The 16,183-nt window shown below is 61.7% G+C and carries 16 protein-coding genes; 9 read left to right on the forward strand and 7 right to left on the reverse strand.

Features of this window, described 5'->3' with window-relative positions:
* On the reverse strand, positions 1–1,440 hold the full coding sequence (locus tag TU80_RS18840) for a cytochrome ubiquinol oxidase subunit I (protein WP_046381976.1): 1,440 nt from the start codon (positions 1,438–1,440) through the stop codon (positions 1–3).
* Positions 1,441–1,757: 317 nt separating this feature from the next.
* On the opposite strand from TU80_RS18840, the gene TU80_RS18845 reads away from it, so the two are divergent.
* Positions 1,758–2,996 (forward strand): MFS transporter, encoded by a 1,239-nt coding sequence (locus TU80_RS18845; RefSeq protein WP_057005116.1) that lies wholly within the window; start codon positions 1,758–1,760, stop codon positions 2,994–2,996.
* Between the two features lie 48 nt (positions 2,997–3,044).
* Here TU80_RS18845 and TU80_RS18850 read toward each other — a convergent pair whose 3' ends face one another.
* Complete coding sequence (locus TU80_RS18850; RefSeq protein ID WP_046381975.1) at positions 3,045–3,491, reverse strand: DUF4879 domain-containing protein; 447 nt, start codon at positions 3,489–3,491, stop codon at positions 3,045–3,047.
* A 222-nt stretch (positions 3,492–3,713) separates the two neighbouring features.
* On the opposite strand from TU80_RS18850, the gene TU80_RS18855 reads away from it, so the two are divergent.
* Positions 3,714–5,009, forward strand: a complete 1,296-nt coding sequence (locus TU80_RS18855) for an NCS2 family permease (RefSeq protein ID WP_017848284.1) — start codon at positions 3,714–3,716, stop codon at positions 5,007–5,009.
* Complete coding sequence (gene trmA / locus TU80_RS18860; protein WP_057005117.1) at positions 5,006–6,085, forward strand: tRNA (uridine(54)-C5)-methyltransferase TrmA; 1,080 nt, start codon at positions 5,006–5,008, stop codon at positions 6,083–6,085. The genes TU80_RS18855 and trmA overlap by 4 nt, the downstream gene beginning before the upstream one ends.
* Positions 6,086–6,091: 6 nt before the next feature.
* Here trmA and TU80_RS18865 read toward each other — a convergent pair whose 3' ends face one another.
* Both TU80_RS18865 and TU80_RS18870 read right to left on the reverse strand, forming a co-directional pair.
* Entirely contained in the window at positions 6,092–6,529 is a 438-nt protein-coding gene (locus tag TU80_RS18865; RefSeq protein WP_046381973.1) for a DUF2442 domain-containing protein, read from the reverse strand.
* A complete protein-coding gene (locus TU80_RS18870) occupies positions 6,526–6,954 on the reverse strand; it encodes a hypothetical protein (protein ID WP_057005118.1) in 429 nt (142 codons plus the stop codon). The genes TU80_RS18865 and TU80_RS18870 overlap by 4 nt, the downstream gene beginning before the upstream one ends.
* Positions 6,955–7,227: 273 nt before the next feature.
* Here TU80_RS18870 and aroQ point away from each other — a divergent pair, with 273 nt between their 5' ends.
* Positions 7,228–7,668, forward strand: a complete 441-nt coding sequence (gene aroQ, locus TU80_RS18875) for a type II 3-dehydroquinate dehydratase (protein ID WP_017848288.1) — start codon at positions 7,228–7,230, stop codon at positions 7,666–7,668.
* A 5-nt stretch (positions 7,669–7,673) separates the two neighbouring features.
* Complete coding sequence (locus TU80_RS18880) at positions 7,674–8,522, forward strand: shikimate dehydrogenase (RefSeq protein WP_046482177.1); 849 nt, start codon at positions 7,674–7,676, stop codon at positions 8,520–8,522.
* A gap of 64 nt (positions 8,523–8,586) precedes the next feature.
* On the opposite strand, the gene TU80_RS18885 is transcribed toward TU80_RS18880, so the two are convergent.
* Positions 8,587–9,252: a TetR/AcrR family transcriptional regulator gene (locus TU80_RS18885; protein WP_057005119.1), complete on the reverse strand. Its 666-nt coding sequence runs from the start codon at positions 9,250–9,252 to the stop codon at positions 8,587–8,589.
* Between the two features lie 82 nt (positions 9,253–9,334).
* On the reverse strand, positions 9,335–11,233 hold the full coding sequence (gene quiC / locus TU80_RS18890) for a 3-dehydroshikimate dehydratase QuiC (protein WP_057005120.1): 1,899 nt from the start codon (positions 11,231–11,233) through the stop codon (positions 9,335–9,337).
* 210 nt (positions 11,234–11,443) lie between these two features.
* Here quiC and TU80_RS18895 point away from each other — a divergent pair, with 210 nt between their 5' ends.
* Complete coding sequence (locus TU80_RS18895) at positions 11,444–12,778, forward strand: MFS transporter (RefSeq protein ID WP_046381969.1); 1,335 nt, start codon at positions 11,444–11,446, stop codon at positions 12,776–12,778.
* A gap of 1 nt (position 12,779) precedes the next feature.
* Here the strand turns inward: TU80_RS18895 and TU80_RS18900 are convergent, their stop codons facing one another.
* On the reverse strand, positions 12,780–13,658 hold the full coding sequence (locus TU80_RS18900) for a DMT family transporter (RefSeq protein WP_017848293.1): 879 nt from the start codon (positions 13,656–13,658) through the stop codon (positions 12,780–12,782).
* A 185-nt stretch (positions 13,659–13,843) separates the two neighbouring features.
* Between TU80_RS18900 and TU80_RS18905 the strand changes: the two genes are divergently transcribed.
* The 3 genes from TU80_RS18905 to TU80_RS18915 are packed head-to-tail and all read left to right on the forward strand — an operon-like array spanning position 13,844 to position 16,170.
* Positions 13,844–14,257 (forward strand): lipoprotein, encoded by a 414-nt coding sequence (locus TU80_RS18905; RefSeq protein WP_046482185.1) that lies wholly within the window; start codon positions 13,844–13,846, stop codon positions 14,255–14,257.
* 44 nt (positions 14,258–14,301) lie between these two features.
* Positions 14,302–15,189: a KPN_02809 family neutral zinc metallopeptidase gene (gene ypfJ / locus TU80_RS18910; protein ID WP_017848295.1), complete on the forward strand. Its 888-nt coding sequence runs from the start codon at positions 14,302–14,304 to the stop codon at positions 15,187–15,189.
* Positions 15,190–16,170 carry a hypothetical protein gene (locus tag TU80_RS18915; RefSeq protein ID WP_057005121.1) on the forward strand — a complete coding sequence of 327 codons (981 nt, stop codon included), beginning with the start codon at positions 15,190–15,192 and terminating at the stop codon, positions 16,168–16,170.
* The last annotated feature ends 13 nt before the right edge of the window (positions 16,171–16,183 follow it).

Here is a 16,183-nt window from a genome sequence, read left to right on the forward strand (position 1 = left end):
TCAATGCCCCTTATGCTGGAGGTCGACGTGATCGTCATCGCTGCCGTCATCGGCCGCCGACAACGGCCGCGCCGGTGTGCGTTTCTGGCCTGGGCCACCGTGGGTTGGCTCGATGCCGTCGTGGGCCACCGGGCCTTTGCGCACCAGGCGCATCATGTAGCCCAAACCAGCGCCGAACAGCGCGAAGTACACCACCACGAACAGCACCAGGGTGATGCTCATCTGCGCCAGGCTATGCCCGGAGGACGCATCCGCAGTCCGCATCAGCCCGTAGACCACCCACGGCTGGCGGCCGATCTCGGTGGTGAACCAACCGGCGAGAAGCGCGATCAAGCCGGATGGGCCCATCCACAACGCCAGGTACAGGAACGGCCGGGACGTATACATCTTGCCGCCCCGACGCAGCCAAAGGCTGAACAGGCCGGTGAAGATCATCAGGAAACCCAGGCCGACCATGACCCGGAACGACCAGAACACGATGGTCGAGTTGGGGCGGTCCTCAGGCGGGAACTCCTTGAGCGCCGGTACCTGTTTGTCCAGGGAGTGGGTCAGGATCAGGCTGCCGAGGTAGGGAATTTCCACCGCGTACTTGGTTTTTTCCGCCTTCATGTCGGGCCAGCCGAACAGGATCAGCGGCGTCGGCTCGTTGCCGATGTTTTCCCAGTGGCCTTCGATCGCGGCGATTTTCGCCGGTTGGTGCTGCAGGGTGTTGAGGCCGTGGAAGTCACCGATCACTGCCTGGATAGGCGCGACAATCAGCGCCATCCACATGGCCATCGACAGCATCTTGCGGATCGCCGGGTTGTCCTTGCCACGCAGCAAATGCCAGGCCGCCGAAGAACCGACGAAGAACGCCGTCGCCACAAACGCCGCCGTGGCCATGTGCATCAGGCGGTAGGGGAACGAGGGGTTGAAGATCACGGCCAGCCAGTCCGTGGGGATCACGCGGCCGTCGATGATTTCAAAGCCCTGGGGAGTCTGCATCCAACTGTTGGAGGCGAGAATCCAGAAGGTCGAAATCAGCGTGCCGACGGCCACCATCACGGTCGCGAAGAAGTGCAGCTTGCGCCCCACCTTGTTCCAGCCGAACAGCATCACGCCGAGGAAACCGGCCTCGAGGAAGAAGGCCGTGAGCACTTCATACGTCAGCAGCGGCCCGGTGACGGAGCCGGCGAAGTCCGAGAAGCGGCTCCAGTTGGTGCCGAACTGGTACGCCATGACCAAGCCGGAGACCACGCCCATGCCGAAGTTGACGGCAAAGACCTTCGACCAGAAATGGTAGAGGTCACGGTAGGTATCGTTATGGGTCTTGAGCCACAAGCCTTCCAGCACCGCAAGGTAACTCGCCAGGCCGATGGTGATCGCCGGGAACAGGATGTGGAACGAGATAGTAAACGCGAACTGAATTCGGGCGAGATCTAGCGCCTCCAAACCGAACATAAGTCTTCCTCTGTCAGGTAATACCGAATGCTGGCTGGAGGCCGCATCCACTGCCCCCACGGATATGGAGTGTGGCGAATTTCAATTCGTTTCTTTTTTTACCAACCACGTAGGGAGTCAGGCCTTGCGGCCGCCAGAACAAATCCTGAAATAGCTTTGATCTGGATCAATCACAGTCAAAAGAGTAGTCCCATTTTGGTAATTGGCCTGTGTGGTCTTTTGCCGCGTGACAGCTTGCCTCAGCGCAGTTTCTGCAACTGTTTGTTACAGCTTGATGCTAATCTCGGGTTTCCCTACCGCGCTGGCCCGAACTCCCGATGCCCAATGAACCCGCGTTGCTGTTGCGTCACCACCGCCCTTTCATCGCGTTCTGGCTGGCGCGGATCTTCACCGCCAGCGGCTTCCAAATGCTCACCGTGGCCATCGGCTGGAACCTCTATCAACTGACCGGCAACGTGCTGGACCTTGGCCTGGTCGGCCTGGTGGAATTCGTTCCCCGCGTGCTGTTCATGCTGCACACCGGGCATGTGGCCGACCGCTATGATCGGCGCAAGGTGGCGGCTATCTGTCAGACCGTGCAGGCGCTGATTGCCGTGTCCCTGGCCATTGGCGGCCTGACCGGCAATGTGACCCGCGAGATGATCTTTATCCTCGCCTTCCTGCTCGGCGCCGCGCGCTCCTTTGAAATGCCCACCACCCAAGCGCTGCTCCCGAGCATCGTGCCCAGCACGCTGTTCCCGCGCGCCGTGGCCTCGTCGCAATCGGCCCAGCAACTGGCAACCATCGTCGCCCCGGCCCTCGGCGGTTTGCTCTATGCGTTCGGCAGCGTGTGGGTGTATGGCCCGACCGTGGTGCTGTACCTCATTGCCTGCACGCTGACCCTCAACCTGCCCGCGCGCCAGACGCCGCTGAACAAGGCCAAGGCCACGATGGACTCGCTGCTGGCCGGGATTCGCTTTATCCGCAGCCGCCCGGACATCCTCGGGGCGATTTCCCTCGACCTGTTCGCCGTGCTGCTCGGCGGTGCCACCGCGTTGCTGCCGGTGTTCGCCAAGGACATCCTGCTGACCGGCGCCTGGGGCCTGGGCCTGCTGCGTTCGGCGCCGGCGGTGGGCGCGCTGTTGATGTCGTTGTGGCTGGAGCGCTTCTCGGTCGACCGACACGTGGGCCGTGTGATGTTTACCGCCGTCGGGGTGTTCGGGGTGGCGACCATCGCTTTCGGCCTGTCCACCTCGTTCTGGTTTTCCCTGGCGGTGCTGGTGGTGTTGGGCGCGGCCGACATGATCAGCATGGTGATCCGCGCATCCTTCGTGCAATTGGAAACCCCAGACGACATGCGCGGGCGGGTCAGTGCGGTCAACGGCCTGTTTATCGGCGCGTCGAATCAACTGGGCGAGTTCGAATCCGGGATCACCGCCCACTGGTTCGGCACCGTGCCCGCCGTGGTCATGGGCGGGATCGGCACGTTGGTGGTGACCGGGACGTGGATCAAACTGTTCCCGACCCTGGCTCACCGCGACCGCATGCATGTGCCGCTGGACGAAGCCAAGGGCTGAACCTCACCACCAGCCGGTGCGGATATCCGTGACGTTCAGGGCCATTGATCAGCGGATATTGAGCTGGGTATTCAAGGTATTTCGCGGCGCGTTGATCGACGTGTTGCTGTATTCGAACCAGCCTTGGGCTTCGACGTTCAGGTCGAACACATAGATGTAGCCCATCAACGTGCCCGCGCCATTGCAGGCCTGGCTGACGTTGCCGACCTGGCACACCGCGGTGCGTTGCCCGTTGAGTACTGCGCCATTGAAGCGACCCATCGGGTTGTTGCCCAGGCCAACCTCCATCACCGACACCTGGGTGGGCCCACGGTGCGTACACATCTGTGTGCTCTGGGAGCGCTCCGGAATCGTTTCCACACACCCGGCCGACTCGACCTTGAACACCCGCACCTCGCTCAAGGCCGGTGCAGTCGCGCCCCACGCCGGTGCCGCGCCTAACCACGCGCTGATACAAGCGATCAGAGCTAGACTCCACGGGTTGGCTTTTTTCATGCTGTCGATGACCCTGAATTAAACATCGGCGCAGTATGCCTCAAGGCCATGATTCACAGCCATGCGCCACAAAGCCAAGCCCGTGCGCCACACGGCCTCGGCTGCTGGTATGATGCGCCGCTTTTTCCGATCCTCTCTGAAACCACAGGCGCTTGGCGCAATTTGTGCTTTGACTTAGAGGTCAACAAATAACGACGCAACATAGCGTCACAGGGAGCAGGCATGCTGGAAAAGCTGTTTCAACTCAAAGCACACAACACGAACGTGCGAACCGAGATCCTCGCGGGCATCACGACATTCCTGGCCATGGCCTACATTTTGTTCGTGAACCCGAGCATCCTCGGCGAAACCGGCATGGACAAGGGCGCAGTGTTCGTCGCCACCTGCCTGGCAGCGGCCATCGGTTCGACCGTGATGGGCTTGATCGCCAACTACCCGATCGCGCTGGCGCCGGGCATGGGCCTCAATGCCTTCTTTACCTACACCGTGGTCCTGCACATGGGCCATACCTGGCAAGTGGCGCTGGGGGCGGTGTTCATTTCGGCGGTGCTGTTCTTCATGCTGTCGATCTTCCGCATCCGTGAATGGATCATCAACAGCATCCCCCTGCCCCTGCGCTCGGCGATTGCTGCCGGTATCGGCCTGTTCCTGGCGCTGATCGCCCTGCACAACGCCGGGATCGTGGTGAGCAACTCGGCCACCATGGTCGGCCTGGGCGACCTGAAACAACCGGCACCGATCCTCGCCGCCCTCGGTTTCGCGCTGATCGTCGCGCTGGAAGCCCTGGCGGTACGCGGCGCGGTGCTGATCGGCATCCTGGCGGTGACCATTGTCTCCATTCTGCTCGGCGTGACCCCGTTCGGCGGCGTGACCTCGATGCCACCGTCCCTGGCCCCGACCTTCCTGCAGCTGGATATCAAGGGCGCGCTGGACATCGGCCTGGTCAGCGTGATCTTCGCGTTCCTGTTCGTCGACCTGTTCGACAACTCCGGCACCCTGATCGGCGTGGCCAAGCGCGCCGGGTTGATGGACAAGGATGGCCACATGCCGAAAATGGGCCGTGCGCTGATCGCCGACAGCACCGCCGCCATGGCCGGTTCGCTGCTGGGCACCTCGACCACCACCAGCTACATCGAATCCGCCGCGGGCGTGAGTGCCGGTGGCCGCACCGGTTTGACCGCGGTCGTGGTCGCGATCCTGTTCCTGCTGGCACTGTTCTTCTCGCCACTGGCCTCCAGCGTACCGGCCTTCGCCACTGCACCGGCGTTGCTGTTCGTGGCCGTGCTGATGACCTCGGGCCTGGCGGAAATCGACTGGGATGACATCACTGTTGCAGCGCCGGTGGTGATCACCGCCCTGGCGATGCCCTTCACTTACTCCATCGCCAACGGCATCGCCTTCGGTTTCATCGCCTGGACCGCCATCAAGCTGCTTTCGGGCCGCTACCGTGAGCTGAACCCGGCGCTGGTGATTCTGTCGATTCTGTTTGTGATCAAGCTGGGCTGGTTCAACGCATGACTTTTGACGCCGCAAGCTACACCGTTCAACTGCAAGACAAGGTCACGCGCTTGCGTGACCTGCTGGCACCGTTCGACGCGCCACAACCTCAGGTCTTCGACTCGCCCCTGCAGAACTTCCGCCTGCGCGCGGAATTCCGCCTGTGGCGCGAAGCGGGGGAACGCCACTACGCAATGTTCTCCCAGGACGACAAGCGCACGCCGATTCTGATCGACGAGTTCCCCATCGCCAGCCAGCGCATCAACCAGTTGATGCCGCAGCTCAAGGCCGCCTGGCAAGCCAGCGCCGCCCTGAGCCACAAGCTGTTCCAGGTGGAGTTCCTGACCACCTTGGCCGGCGACGCGATGATCACCCTGTGCTATCACCGCCCGCTGGACGAGCACTGGCACACCGCCGCGAACCAGCTGGCCGCCGACTTGAACGTGAGCATCATCGGCCGCTCCAAGGGCAAACGCGATGTGATCGGCCATGACTACGTGGTGGAAAAACTCGACGTCGGTGGCCGCACCTTCAGCTATCGCCAACCCGAAGGCGCTTTCACCCAGCCCAACGGGGCGGTGAACCAGAAGATGCTCAACTGGGCATACGACGCACTCGGCGATCGCCCGGACGATCTGCTGGAGCTGTACTGCGGCAACGGCAACTTCACCCTGCCGCTGGCCACCCGCGTGCGCAACGTGCTCGCCACCGAAATCAGCAAGACCTCGGTGAACGCAGCCTTGAGCAACCTCGATGAAAACGCAGTGGATAACGTCACCCTGGTGCGCCTCTCCGCCGAAGAACTCACCGAAGCGCTGAACGACGTGCGCCCGTTCCGTCGCCTGCACGGCATCGACCTGAAAAGCTACGAATTCGGCAGCGTCTTCGTCGACCCGCCGCGCGCCGGCATGGACCCGGACACCTGCGAACTGACCCGGCGCTTCGACAACATCCTCTACATCTCCTGCAACCCGGAAACCCTGGCGGCGAACATTGCGCAACTGCATGACACGCACCGGATTACCCAATGCGCGATGTTCGACCAGTTCCCATGGACGCACCATATGGAGTCCGGGGTGCTGTTGACCCGTCGATAACCTCCCTTACGGTTCCTTGCGCGGCCGACCGCCCTTCTTGCCATTGGCTCGGGCGGCGGCGGATTTGGCCGCGCTGCTTTTACGGCCGTTGTGCGACGCCACCAGGCTCACGGCCAGATCCATCAAGGGCTGGCTGGTCGCAATCAGGCCGGTGATGGAAACATGCAGGTCGCGGGCTTCACAGCACAGCGCCTTGCCGCCAAAGCCGACCTCCAATTGCTCGAAGTCCTGCGCGGAAAACCCTTCGAACTCCGGAAGACCGGCCACCGGCAACATGATGCGACTGCCATCGCTGAAGCCGATGGAGATGCAGTCATCCTCGTAACGCACCGAGCAGGCATTGGCGTACACACGCTTCAGTTTGCGCCCCCGCACTATGGCCTTATCGATATCGGCCTCAGTGATCGGTACATCGGGCAAGGTTTTGGCTTTTACGATTTTCATAGATCAATCTCCACACAATCTGGCGCCCTGACCAGATTCAAAAGGGTTCGCTGCCCCGCCACATCGTGTCGGGCGTTTGCAATCACATAGACGCCACGCCGAATGATCAACCCCGGCACCACCTCGTCGGCGTCCCAATCCCAGGAATGGTTCTCCAGGCAAACCGTTTGCAGTTTTTCCCACCAGATCCTTCGTACACGAGCCAGGACGTGTCGCTGCATCAACGTCTGGCGAATGCCCTCCAGAATCCCGGGGGGTGGCCGCCGCCGTTCGGGGTCTACATCCCAAAACTCCACTCGCCCATCCAGAAAGCTGAAACGAAAACGCGCATCCCATTGCTTTCCCCTGACATGCACGTGAGGCGGGCAATGCTCATCCCTGAGAAACACCGCAATCACATGTCCTTTGTAAGTGCCTACTTTCATCGTAACCCATCCGTTAGGTTATTTTCCGCCGGGTAACACTTTTCCATACATCACCCGACAACCGGCTCCTTGATCAGGGCGTTTTTCACAGCGTAGTAACAGCGGGCAAACCGTCGAATACGGTCTTGTAACGACTCATGGCAGCACCTGGAAATGCCCGGTCTCACTGATTAACGGTTCGATAATCGAACACATCTACCGCCATCGATTGACCAAATTAACCATTCAGTACATTTTATCCGCACAACGAACAATAACTGTGGAGATCCCCTTATGCCGCCCATCGTGCTGGTGCTCAACGGCCCCAACCTCAACCTGCTCGGCACCCGTGAGCCCGCCACCTATGGCCATGAAACCCTGGCCGACATCGCCGCGCTGTGTGGCCGCAGTGCCGAGCAACTGGGGCTGACCATCGAATTTCGCCAAACCAACCACGAAGGCGAATTGCTCGACTGGATTCACGGCGCCCGCGCCCGTTGCGCCGGTATCGTGATCAACCCGGCGGCCTGGACCCACACCTCGGTGGCGATTCGCGATGCGCTGGTGGCCAGTGAAGTGCCGGTGATCGAGGTGCATTTATCCAACGTGCATGCGCGCGAGCCGTTTCGTCATCACTCGTTCGTGTCGCCCATCGCCAAGGCGGTACTCGCCGGGTTTGGCAGCCACGGCTATCACCTGGCCCTGGAACATTTCAGCCGCACGGTGAAAGGATGAGCCTGATGAAACCGCGCGTCCTCGCCGGCCTGATCGGCGCCGGCATCCAGGCCTCCCGCACGCCCGCCCTGCATGAACAGGAAGGTGACGCCCAAGGCCTGCGCTACCTATATCGCCTGATCGACCTGGAACCGCTGCAGCTGGACATCAATGCCCTGCCCGACCTGCTGCAGGCCGCCGAGCAGATGAACTTCACCGGGTTGAACATTACCTACCCGTGCAAGCAGGCGATCCTGCCTTTACTCGATGAATTGTCCGACGAGGCCCGGGGCATTGGGGCGGTCAACACCGTGGTGTTCAAAGCGGGCAAACGCATCGGCCATAACACCGACTGCCTGGGGTTCGCCGAAGGTTTCCGACGCAACTTGCAGGATGTCGTTCGGCGACGCGTGGTCCAGATGGGTGCCGGCGGCGCAGGCGCGGCGGTGGCCCATGCGCTGCTGGCGGAAGGCGTTGAGCACTTGAGCATTTTCGACGTGGACGCCAGCCGTGCCCAGGACCTGGCGGATAACCTCGCACACTGTTTCGGCCCGGGACGGGCCCAGGTCGGCACCCATCTGGAAAACGCCATGGCCGAGGCCGACGGGTTAGTGAACACCACGCCGATGGGCATGGCCAAACTGCCCGGCACGCCCGTGCCGCCGGCCTTGCTGCACGCGCAATTGTGGGTCGCGGAAATCGTGTATTTCCCACTGGAAACCGAACTGCTGCGCAACGCCCGCGCCTTGGGCTGCCGCACTCTGGATGGCGGCAACATGGCAGTATTTCAGGCGGTGAAGGCGTTCGAATTGTTCAGTGGCGTGGTGCCGGATGCACACAGGATGTTGGCGCACTTCCAGAGCATGAAGAGCTGACGGCCGAAACCGCATCCAAATGTGGGAGGGAGTTTGCCCCTCCCACCGTGAATCCGCGCCAACCTCAGGTTTGCAGGTAACGCAGCACCGACTCGCAAATCATCTGTCGATGCCGCTGCTTAACGGCCTTGTCCGACAGTTCGATCTGAAAAATCTCACTGAACGTATGGCGGTTGGATACGCGATAAAAACAGAATGAGTTGATCAGCAGGTGAACGTCCAGCGGCTCCAGCCCCTCGCGGAACAGCCCCATTTCGGCGCCACGGCGCAAGGTCGTGCCCAGCGCGTCCAGGATGTTGCTGTTCATCGCCTTGATTGAATCGGAGCGCTTCACGTACTCGGCATTGTGGATATTTTCGATGCAGACGATACGCACGAAATCCACGTTCCGGTCGTGGTGATCGAAGGTGAATTCCACCAGCCGACTGATCGCTTCGCGCGGTTCCAGGGCCGTGAGGTTCATGCGTGATTCGGTGTTGCGGATATCGCCGTAGAGCTTCTCCAGCACCTCGACGTACAACTGCTCCTTGCTGCCGAAGTAGTAATAGATCATGCGTTTGGAGGTGTGGATACGCTCGGCGATCGCATCCACGCGAGCGCCGGACAGGCCCTGCTGAACAAACTCGACAATGGCTTCTTGCAGTATGTTTTCGCGGGTCTTTTCCGGGTTGTTCTTGCGACTCTTGCGCGGTGCGTCTGACACTGCGGAGAGATCGGGAGTCAAGGTCATGGTGCGCTCACGGCCGTTTTTTTATTGTGCAGGCCGCGATTATGGGCCGCGGCGCGCCCCGAAGGAAGCACCGGCCCTGCCGTCACAACCGTGCCTGGCGTACCGCACCACTGCGCGACTTGGCCATCGCCGCCAGACGCACCGCCACATTGGCCGCACCGTAGCCGGCGTAGCCATGCTTGCGCTGGATAATCTCGAAGAAAAACCGCCCTTCGAACGGCTCGGTGTACACATGAAACAACTCACCGCCCTGGGCGTCGCGGTCGTACAGCACGTTGTAGTACGCCAGCTCGCTGAGGAACTCGTCGTCGAAATCAAAGCGCGCCGCCAGGTCGTCGTAGTAGTTGAGCGGGATATCCAGCAGCGGCACACCCGCCTCCTTGGCCCGGCGCACTTCGGCGAAAATATCCGCGCAGTCGAAGGCAATGTGATGCACACCCGAGCCGCGATAGCTCGACAGCGCGTGGGAAATCGCGGTGTTGCGGTTTTCGGAAATATTCAGCGGCAAACGAATCGAGCTGCAACGGCTGCGCAGCGCACGGCTTTTCACCAGGCCATACGGATCAGGCAGCACCACTTCGTCATCGGCCTCGAAATCCAGCAAGCTCTTGTAGAACAGCACCCAGCTGTCGAGGCTGTCGGCAGGCAAGGCCATCGCCATGTGGTCGATGCGCAAAAGCCCGCCGCTGGTGGCAGCGGCCGGTTGCAGATTGAAATCGGTGTCGTATACGCCTTCGCTTGGGTCCACCAGGTAAATCAGGCTACCGTCCGGCGCGCGCACCGCCGCCAATTCCAGCTCATTCGGCCCGACCAGGCCACGATACGGCTGGCCCTTGTAGGCCACCGCCCGCTCCAGGGCCTTGGCGCTGTCCTTGACCCGAATCGCGGTGGCGCACAGCGACGGCCCATGCGCCTCGAAAAAGTTGTGGGCGAAGGAGTAGGGCTCGCAGTTGAGGATCAGGTTGATATCGCCCTGACGCAGCAGGCTGACGCTCTTGGAGCGATGCTGGCCGGCCTTGACGAAGCCCAGGCGCTCCAGCCATTGGGTCAGCTTGGCGCCAAGGTCTTCGTCCACGGCAAACTCAAGGAACTCGATGCCGTCGTATTCGCTGGCGGGCGGGGTTTCGAAGAGAATATCCAGCGGTGCGGCAGGGCGTTCCTGCGCCAGGCGTTGGCGGGTTTTCTCTTCCAGGTAGAGCAGCGAGCGCAGGCCGTCCGCCGCGTTGGCTCGGGTTGGCGCGGCACGGAAGCCGTCGTTGAAGATTTCCAGGGACAGCGGCCCGGTATAGCCGCTCTTGATGATCGGCGCGAGAAAACCCGCCAGGTCGAATTCGCCTTGGCCGGGGAAGCAACGGAAGTGTCGGCTCCACTCCAGCACATCCATGGCCAGGATCGGTGCATCGGCCATCTGCACAAAGAAGATCTTGTCGCCGGGGATCTCGGCGATGGCGCTCGGGTCGCCCTTGAGCGACAGGGTGTGGAAGCTGTCGAGCAACACCCCGAGGCTCGGGTGATCGACCTGACGCACCAGGTTCCACACCTGCTGCCAGGTGTTCACATGCCGGCCCCAGGCCAGCGCTTCATAGCCGATGCGCAAGCCACGGCGGCCGGCGTGTTCGGCGAGCAGGCTGAGGTCATCGAGTAGAATACGTTCATCGCCCACGCAATCGGCCGAGGCGTTGCTGCACACCAGCACCAGGTCGGTGCCCAGCTCGTGCATCAGGTCGAACTTACGCTCGGCGCGCTCCAGGTTGCGCGCCAGGCGGTCGCGGCGGCAGCCTTCAAAGTCGCGGAATGGCTGAAACAAGGTGATGGCCAGGCCCAAGTCAGTGCATATTTGCCTGACTTCCCGCGGGCTGCCGTCGTAATACAACAGGTCGTTCTCGAAGATCTCGACCCCATCAAACCCGGCGGCAGCAATGGCTTCGAGCTTTTCCGGCAGGGTGCCGCTCAAGGAAACAGTGGCGATGGAACGTTGCATGGGGCGACTCCCGGCAATTGTTATTTACAGTAAATTATTCGCCCCCTAGCCTAATGCAGCAATTGAAATGTACGAACCAGTTAGTTTTCAGGGCGATTATCGAACACAATGGGCATTGGCGAATTGACGATTTTTTAGCCACTGCGCACCATCGATTCCGTAACAAAACCCAGAACACACCATAAAAATTTCAAAAACGGGTAAACCCTCATGCCTTCGCAAAACTCAGTCCTGGCTGCGCGCCCGGCCAACCCGCACGCCGGCATCGGCGACAAGATCCGCGGTGCAATGGCCGTCGGTAAAACTCGCTGGGGCATGCTGGCCCTGGTGTTCTTCGCGACCACACTCAACTACATCGACCGCGCCGCCCTCGGCGTGATGCAACCGATCCTGGCCAAAGAAATGAGCTGGACGGCGATGGACTACGCCAACATCAACTTCTGGTTCCAGGTCGGCTACGCGATTGGCTTTGTGCTGCAAGGCCGGCTGATCGACCGCGTAGGTGTCAAGCGCGTGTTCTTCTGCGCGGTGCTGCTGTGGAGCGTGGCTACCGGCGCCCACGGCCTGGCCACCTCGGCCGTCGGCTTCATGGTTTGCCGCTTTATCCTCGGGCTGACCGAGGCCGCCAACTACCCGGCCTGCGTCAAGACCACCCGCCTGTGGTTCCCCGCCGGCGAGCGCGCAGTGGCCACCGGCATCTTCAACGCCGGTACCAACGTCGGCGCGATGATGACGCCGATGCTGCTGCCGTTGATCCTGCATGTGTGGGGCTGGCAAGCAGCGTTCCTGTGCATGTCGGCACTCGGTGGGATCTGGCTGCTGTTCTGGGGTTTGAAGTACTACAACCCGGAAGAGCATCCGACGGTTAAGCAATCCGAATTGGACTACGTGCAACGGGAAGTCGAACCGGAACAGCCCCGCGTCCCCTTCAGCCGTATCCTGCGCATGCGCGGCACTTGGGCCTTCGCCATCGCCTACTCGCTGACCGCACCGGTGTTCTGGTTCTACCTGTACTGGCTGCCGCCGTTCTTGAACCAGCAATACAACCTGGGCATCAACGTCACGCAGATGGGTATCCCGCTGATCATCATTTACCTGACCGCCGACTTCGGCAGCGTCGGCGGTGGGATTCTGTCGTCGTTCCTGATCGGCCGCGGGATGAATTCGATCAAGGCGCGGCTGCTGTCGATGCTGCTGTTCGCCTGCTGCATCATCGGGGTGATCATGGCCGCCGGTTCCAGCCAGTTGTGGGTCGCGGTGTTCGCCATCTCCCTGGCGATTGGCGCACACCAGGCCTGGACCGCCAACATCTGGAGCCTGGTGATGGACTACACGCCCAAGCACATGATGAGTACGGTATTCGGCTTCGGCGGCATGTGCGCGGCCATCGGCGGCATGTTCATGACCCAGATTGTCGGCCACATCCTGACCGTGACGAACAACAACTACACCGTGCTGTTCACCCTGATCCCGGCGATGTACTTCATCGCGCTGACCTGGATGTACTTCATGGCACCGCGCAAGATTCCCAGGGTCGACGCCTGATTCAGCGCCGCCGCTGCTGCCAGGCAGCGGCCAACCCGCTCATGCAGATCACCCCGATGCCGACCACCGTGGTCAAGTCGGGGGTATGCGCAAACACCAGCCAGCCCAACACGCCCGCAAACACGATCTGGCAATAGCCGAACGGCGCCAGCAAGGCCGGCGCCGCGAAGCGGAAGGCCTGGGTCAGCAGCAAGTGCGCGGTCATCCCGCAGGTGCCCAACGCCAGCATCAACACGCCGTGCCACAGGGTTGGCACTTGCCAGAAGAACGGCACCATCGCACTCATCACCAAGGTATTGCACAGGCCGGCGAAGAAGTTACTGGTGGTGGGCGTGTCGTATTGGCTGAGGATGCGCGTGAGCAGTTGGTAGAAGCAGAAGAACAATGCCGAGCACAGCGGCAGCAGCACCGCCGGGGTGAACAGTTCACCGCCCGGGTGGATGATCACCAGCACCCCGACAAACCCGCAGATCACCGCCAGCCATTGGCCACGCGTCACGTGTTCACCGAGCAGGGGCACCGACAGCGCCGTCACCAGGATCGGTGCGAGGAAGTTCACTGCGGTGGCTTCCGCCAGCGGGATGTAATGCAGCGCGGCGGTAAAAAACAGGCTGGTGCCCAACAGGCACAAGGCCCGCACCACCTGCATCCCCGGCCGCTTGCTGCGCAGCACGCGCAAGCCCGATTGCGGCAGGAAAATCCCGGCCATCAACAAGGTATGCACCAGGTAACGCGCCCACACCACCATCACGATCGGGTAGAACCCGGCCAGGAATTTGGACAAGGCGTCGTGGCTGGAGAACAGAAAAGTCGCCACCACAATCAGCAGAATGCCTTTGAAGGGATGGTTGACGCCGGAAAGTGGGGTGCTGACAGTCATTGAATTCTCTTGCGTGGCGGGCTGAACGCGGTGGTACTCAACCCGTTAATCTAGCAGTCGGGCATGCGTCTGCCCCAAGAGCATAACCAAACACAGTGCGAACAGCGCACTAAATCACTGCAACCGAGTCCAACGCTGCACGTTCGCCCCGGCGTTGCACACTTTTTAACCAAGGCCTTGCCGCTATGAAAAAAACTGTCTTTCTTCTGTCTACCCTTGCCCTGCTCACCGCGTGCAACCAAGAGTCCAAGGCGCCCGCCAAACCGGCGCCGCCTTCCGTGCAAGCGACCCTGGTGCCGCAAACCCCACCCACCGACAGCTGGGTTGGCAAATGGATCGGCGTCGAAGGCTTGCACCTGACCATCGCCAAGGACGACAGCATCGGCCGTGGCCACTACCTTCTTACCATGCAATACGGCCTCGACGCCGACGCCGCCGGCACCTTCAAAGGTGAAGCGGCCGAAGACGGCATCGCCTTCACCCGCCCCGATGGCCCGCAACAGCTGCGCGCCGGTGACGGTGCGGCAACCGGGTTGAAATGGCTGGCGGATAAAAAGAACTGCCTGATCGTCGCCACCGGCGAAGGCTATTGCCGTTAATCACGACCATAATCAATCACGCTTAGCACACAGAGGATTGCCCCATGCTATGGAAAAAAGGCCGACGCAGCGACAACGTGGTGGATGCCCGCGATGACAGTGGCGGTGGTGGTGGCGGCATGCGTTTTGGCGGCGGCAAGGGCCTGAGCCTGACCGCGATTGTGTTGATCGTCGGCATCGGCTGGCTGACCGGCCAGGACCCGCTGCAGATCCTCGGCCAATTGACCGGCCAGTTGGAGCAGGCGCCCTCGGTGAGCACCCCGTCGCGCCAGGCGCCGCCGGCCAATGATGAGCAAACCGACTTTGTCCGTGCAGTGCTCGGCGATACCGAAGACACCTGGGCCCAGGTGTTCCAGGAAAACGGCTTGGCCTACAAGAACCCGAAACTGATTCTGTTCCGTGGCCGGGTCAATTCCGCCTGCGGTGGCGCCACGTCCGCCAGCGGCCCGTTCTATTGCCCGGCGGATCAGCAGGTGTACCTGGACCTGGATTTCTTCCGGGAAATGTCGCAACGCTTCCAGGCCGCCGGCGATTTTGCCCAGGCCTACGTGATCGCCCACGAAGTCGGGCACCACGTGCAGACCTTGCTCGGCATCTCGTCGAAGATCCAGGCTGCGCGCCAGCAAGGCCGGCAGATGCAAGGCGACGGCGGCCTGCTGGTGCGTCAGGAGCTACAGGCCGACTGCTTTGCCGGCGTGTGGGCCAACCGCGCGCAAAAACGCCTGAACTGGCTGGAACCCGGCGATATCGAAGAAGCGCTGAATGCGGCCAACGCGATTGGCGATGACCGTTTGCAGCAACAGGGCCAGGGCCGTGTCGTGCCGGACTCGTTCACCCACGGCACCTCGGCGCAGCGCGTGCGTTGGTTCAAGACCGGCTTTGCCCAAGGCCAGATCACTCAATGCGACACCTTCGCGGCCAAGAGTCTTTAAATGCATACGCGATTGCGAATGCTGCTGGGTGTGCTGGTCGCCTGCAGCGCCTCCACCTGGGCCGCCGAGCAGGGGGTCAAGGCGGTCAGCCCCGAGCGCTTTCACCTGACGGCCGGCGACCTCAGCCTCGGCTTGAGCCAGGACTGGAGTAAACCCCTGCCCAACGTCACCCGTGCGTTGATCATCGTGCATGGTCGCCTGCGCAACGCACAGACCTACCTGCAGAGCGCTGAAGACGCCGCCGAACATGCCGGGGTTGGTGGCACGACGCTGGTGGTCGCGCCGCAGTTTCTCAATGACTCGGACGTGAAACGCCATCACCTGGCCCCGCAAGTGCTGCGCTGGAACGGCAATGACTGGATGGCCGGCGAGCCCTCCACGGGCCCCGGCCAGGTCAGTTCCTACGGCGCCCTGGACCAGATTATCGAGCACCTGGGCAACCGCACCGTGTTCCCGGCACTGAAAGAGATTGTGGTGGCCGGCCATTCCGGCGGCGGCCAGGTGGTGCAGCGCTTCGCGCTCACCGGCCAGGCTCAACCGAGCCTGCAAAGCGCGGGCATCCGCCTGCGCTATGTGGTGGCCAACCCGTCATCCTACGCCTACTTCAGCCCGCAGCGCCCGGTGCCGTTCAAGGTCGCCGACTGCCCTGGCTTCAATGACTGGAAGTACGGCATGCAACACCTGCCCGCCTATGCCAAGGGGCAAAGCGCCGAGCAACTGGAACAGGCCTATGTGTCGCGTGACATCACCTACCTGCTGGGCCGGCAAGACACCGACCCGAACCACCCGGCGCTGGATAAAAGCTGCGAAGCCGAGACCCAGGGCGCGTACCGCCTGATTCGCGGGCACAACTATTTCGACTACCTCAAGCAGCGCCACCCGCAACTGACCCAGAAGCTGGTGGAAGTGCCGGGGGTTGGGCATAACGGCGATGGGATCTTCACTTCGCCTGAAGGGCAGAAGGCACTGTTCTCTCAGTAATACCTGCAGAAAC

This window comes from Pseudomonas veronii, assembly GCF_001439695.1.
Taxonomy (GTDB): domain Bacteria; phylum Pseudomonadota; class Gammaproteobacteria; order Pseudomonadales; family Pseudomonadaceae; genus Aquipseudomonas; species Aquipseudomonas veronii.

Coding starts and splice junctions, on each gene's coding strand:
- TU80_RS18840 (WP_046381976.1), bottom strand. CDS start 1,440: ATGTTCGGTTTGGAGGCGCTAGATCTCGCCCGAATTCAGTTCGCGTTT.
- TU80_RS18845 (WP_057005116.1), top strand. CDS start 1,758: ATGCCCAATGAACCCGCGTTGCTGTTGCGTCACCACCGCCCTTTCATC.
- TU80_RS18850 (WP_046381975.1), bottom strand. CDS start 3,491: ATGAAAAAAGCCAACCCGTGGAGTCTAGCTCTGATCGCTTGTATCAGC.
- TU80_RS18855 (WP_017848284.1), top strand. CDS start 3,714: ATGCTGGAAAAGCTGTTTCAACTCAAAGCACACAACACGAACGTGCGA.
- trmA (WP_057005117.1), top strand. CDS start 5,006: ATGACTTTTGACGCCGCAAGCTACACCGTTCAACTGCAAGACAAGGTC.
- TU80_RS18865 (WP_046381973.1), bottom strand. CDS start 6,529: ATGAAAATCGTAAAAGCCAAAACCTTGCCCGATGTACCGATCACTGAG.
- TU80_RS18870 (WP_057005118.1), bottom strand. CDS start 6,954: ATGAAAGTAGGCACTTACAAAGGACATGTGATTGCGGTGTTTCTCAGG.
- aroQ (WP_017848288.1), top strand. CDS start 7,228: ATGCCGCCCATCGTGCTGGTGCTCAACGGCCCCAACCTCAACCTGCTC.
- TU80_RS18880 (WP_046482177.1), top strand. CDS start 7,674: ATGAAACCGCGCGTCCTCGCCGGCCTGATCGGCGCCGGCATCCAGGCC.
- TU80_RS18885 (WP_057005119.1), bottom strand. CDS start 9,252: ATGACCTTGACTCCCGATCTCTCCGCAGTGTCAGACGCACCGCGCAAG.
- quiC (WP_057005120.1), bottom strand. CDS start 11,233: ATGCAACGTTCCATCGCCACTGTTTCCTTGAGCGGCACCCTGCCGGAA.
- TU80_RS18895 (WP_046381969.1), top strand. CDS start 11,444: ATGCCTTCGCAAAACTCAGTCCTGGCTGCGCGCCCGGCCAACCCGCAC.
- TU80_RS18900 (WP_017848293.1), bottom strand. CDS start 13,658: ATGACTGTCAGCACCCCACTTTCCGGCGTCAACCATCCCTTCAAAGGC.
- TU80_RS18905 (WP_046482185.1), top strand. CDS start 13,844: ATGAAAAAAACTGTCTTTCTTCTGTCTACCCTTGCCCTGCTCACCGCG.
- ypfJ (WP_017848295.1), top strand. CDS start 14,302: ATGCTATGGAAAAAAGGCCGACGCAGCGACAACGTGGTGGATGCCCGC.
- TU80_RS18915 (WP_057005121.1), top strand. CDS start 15,190: ATGCATACGCGATTGCGAATGCTGCTGGGTGTGCTGGTCGCCTGCAGC.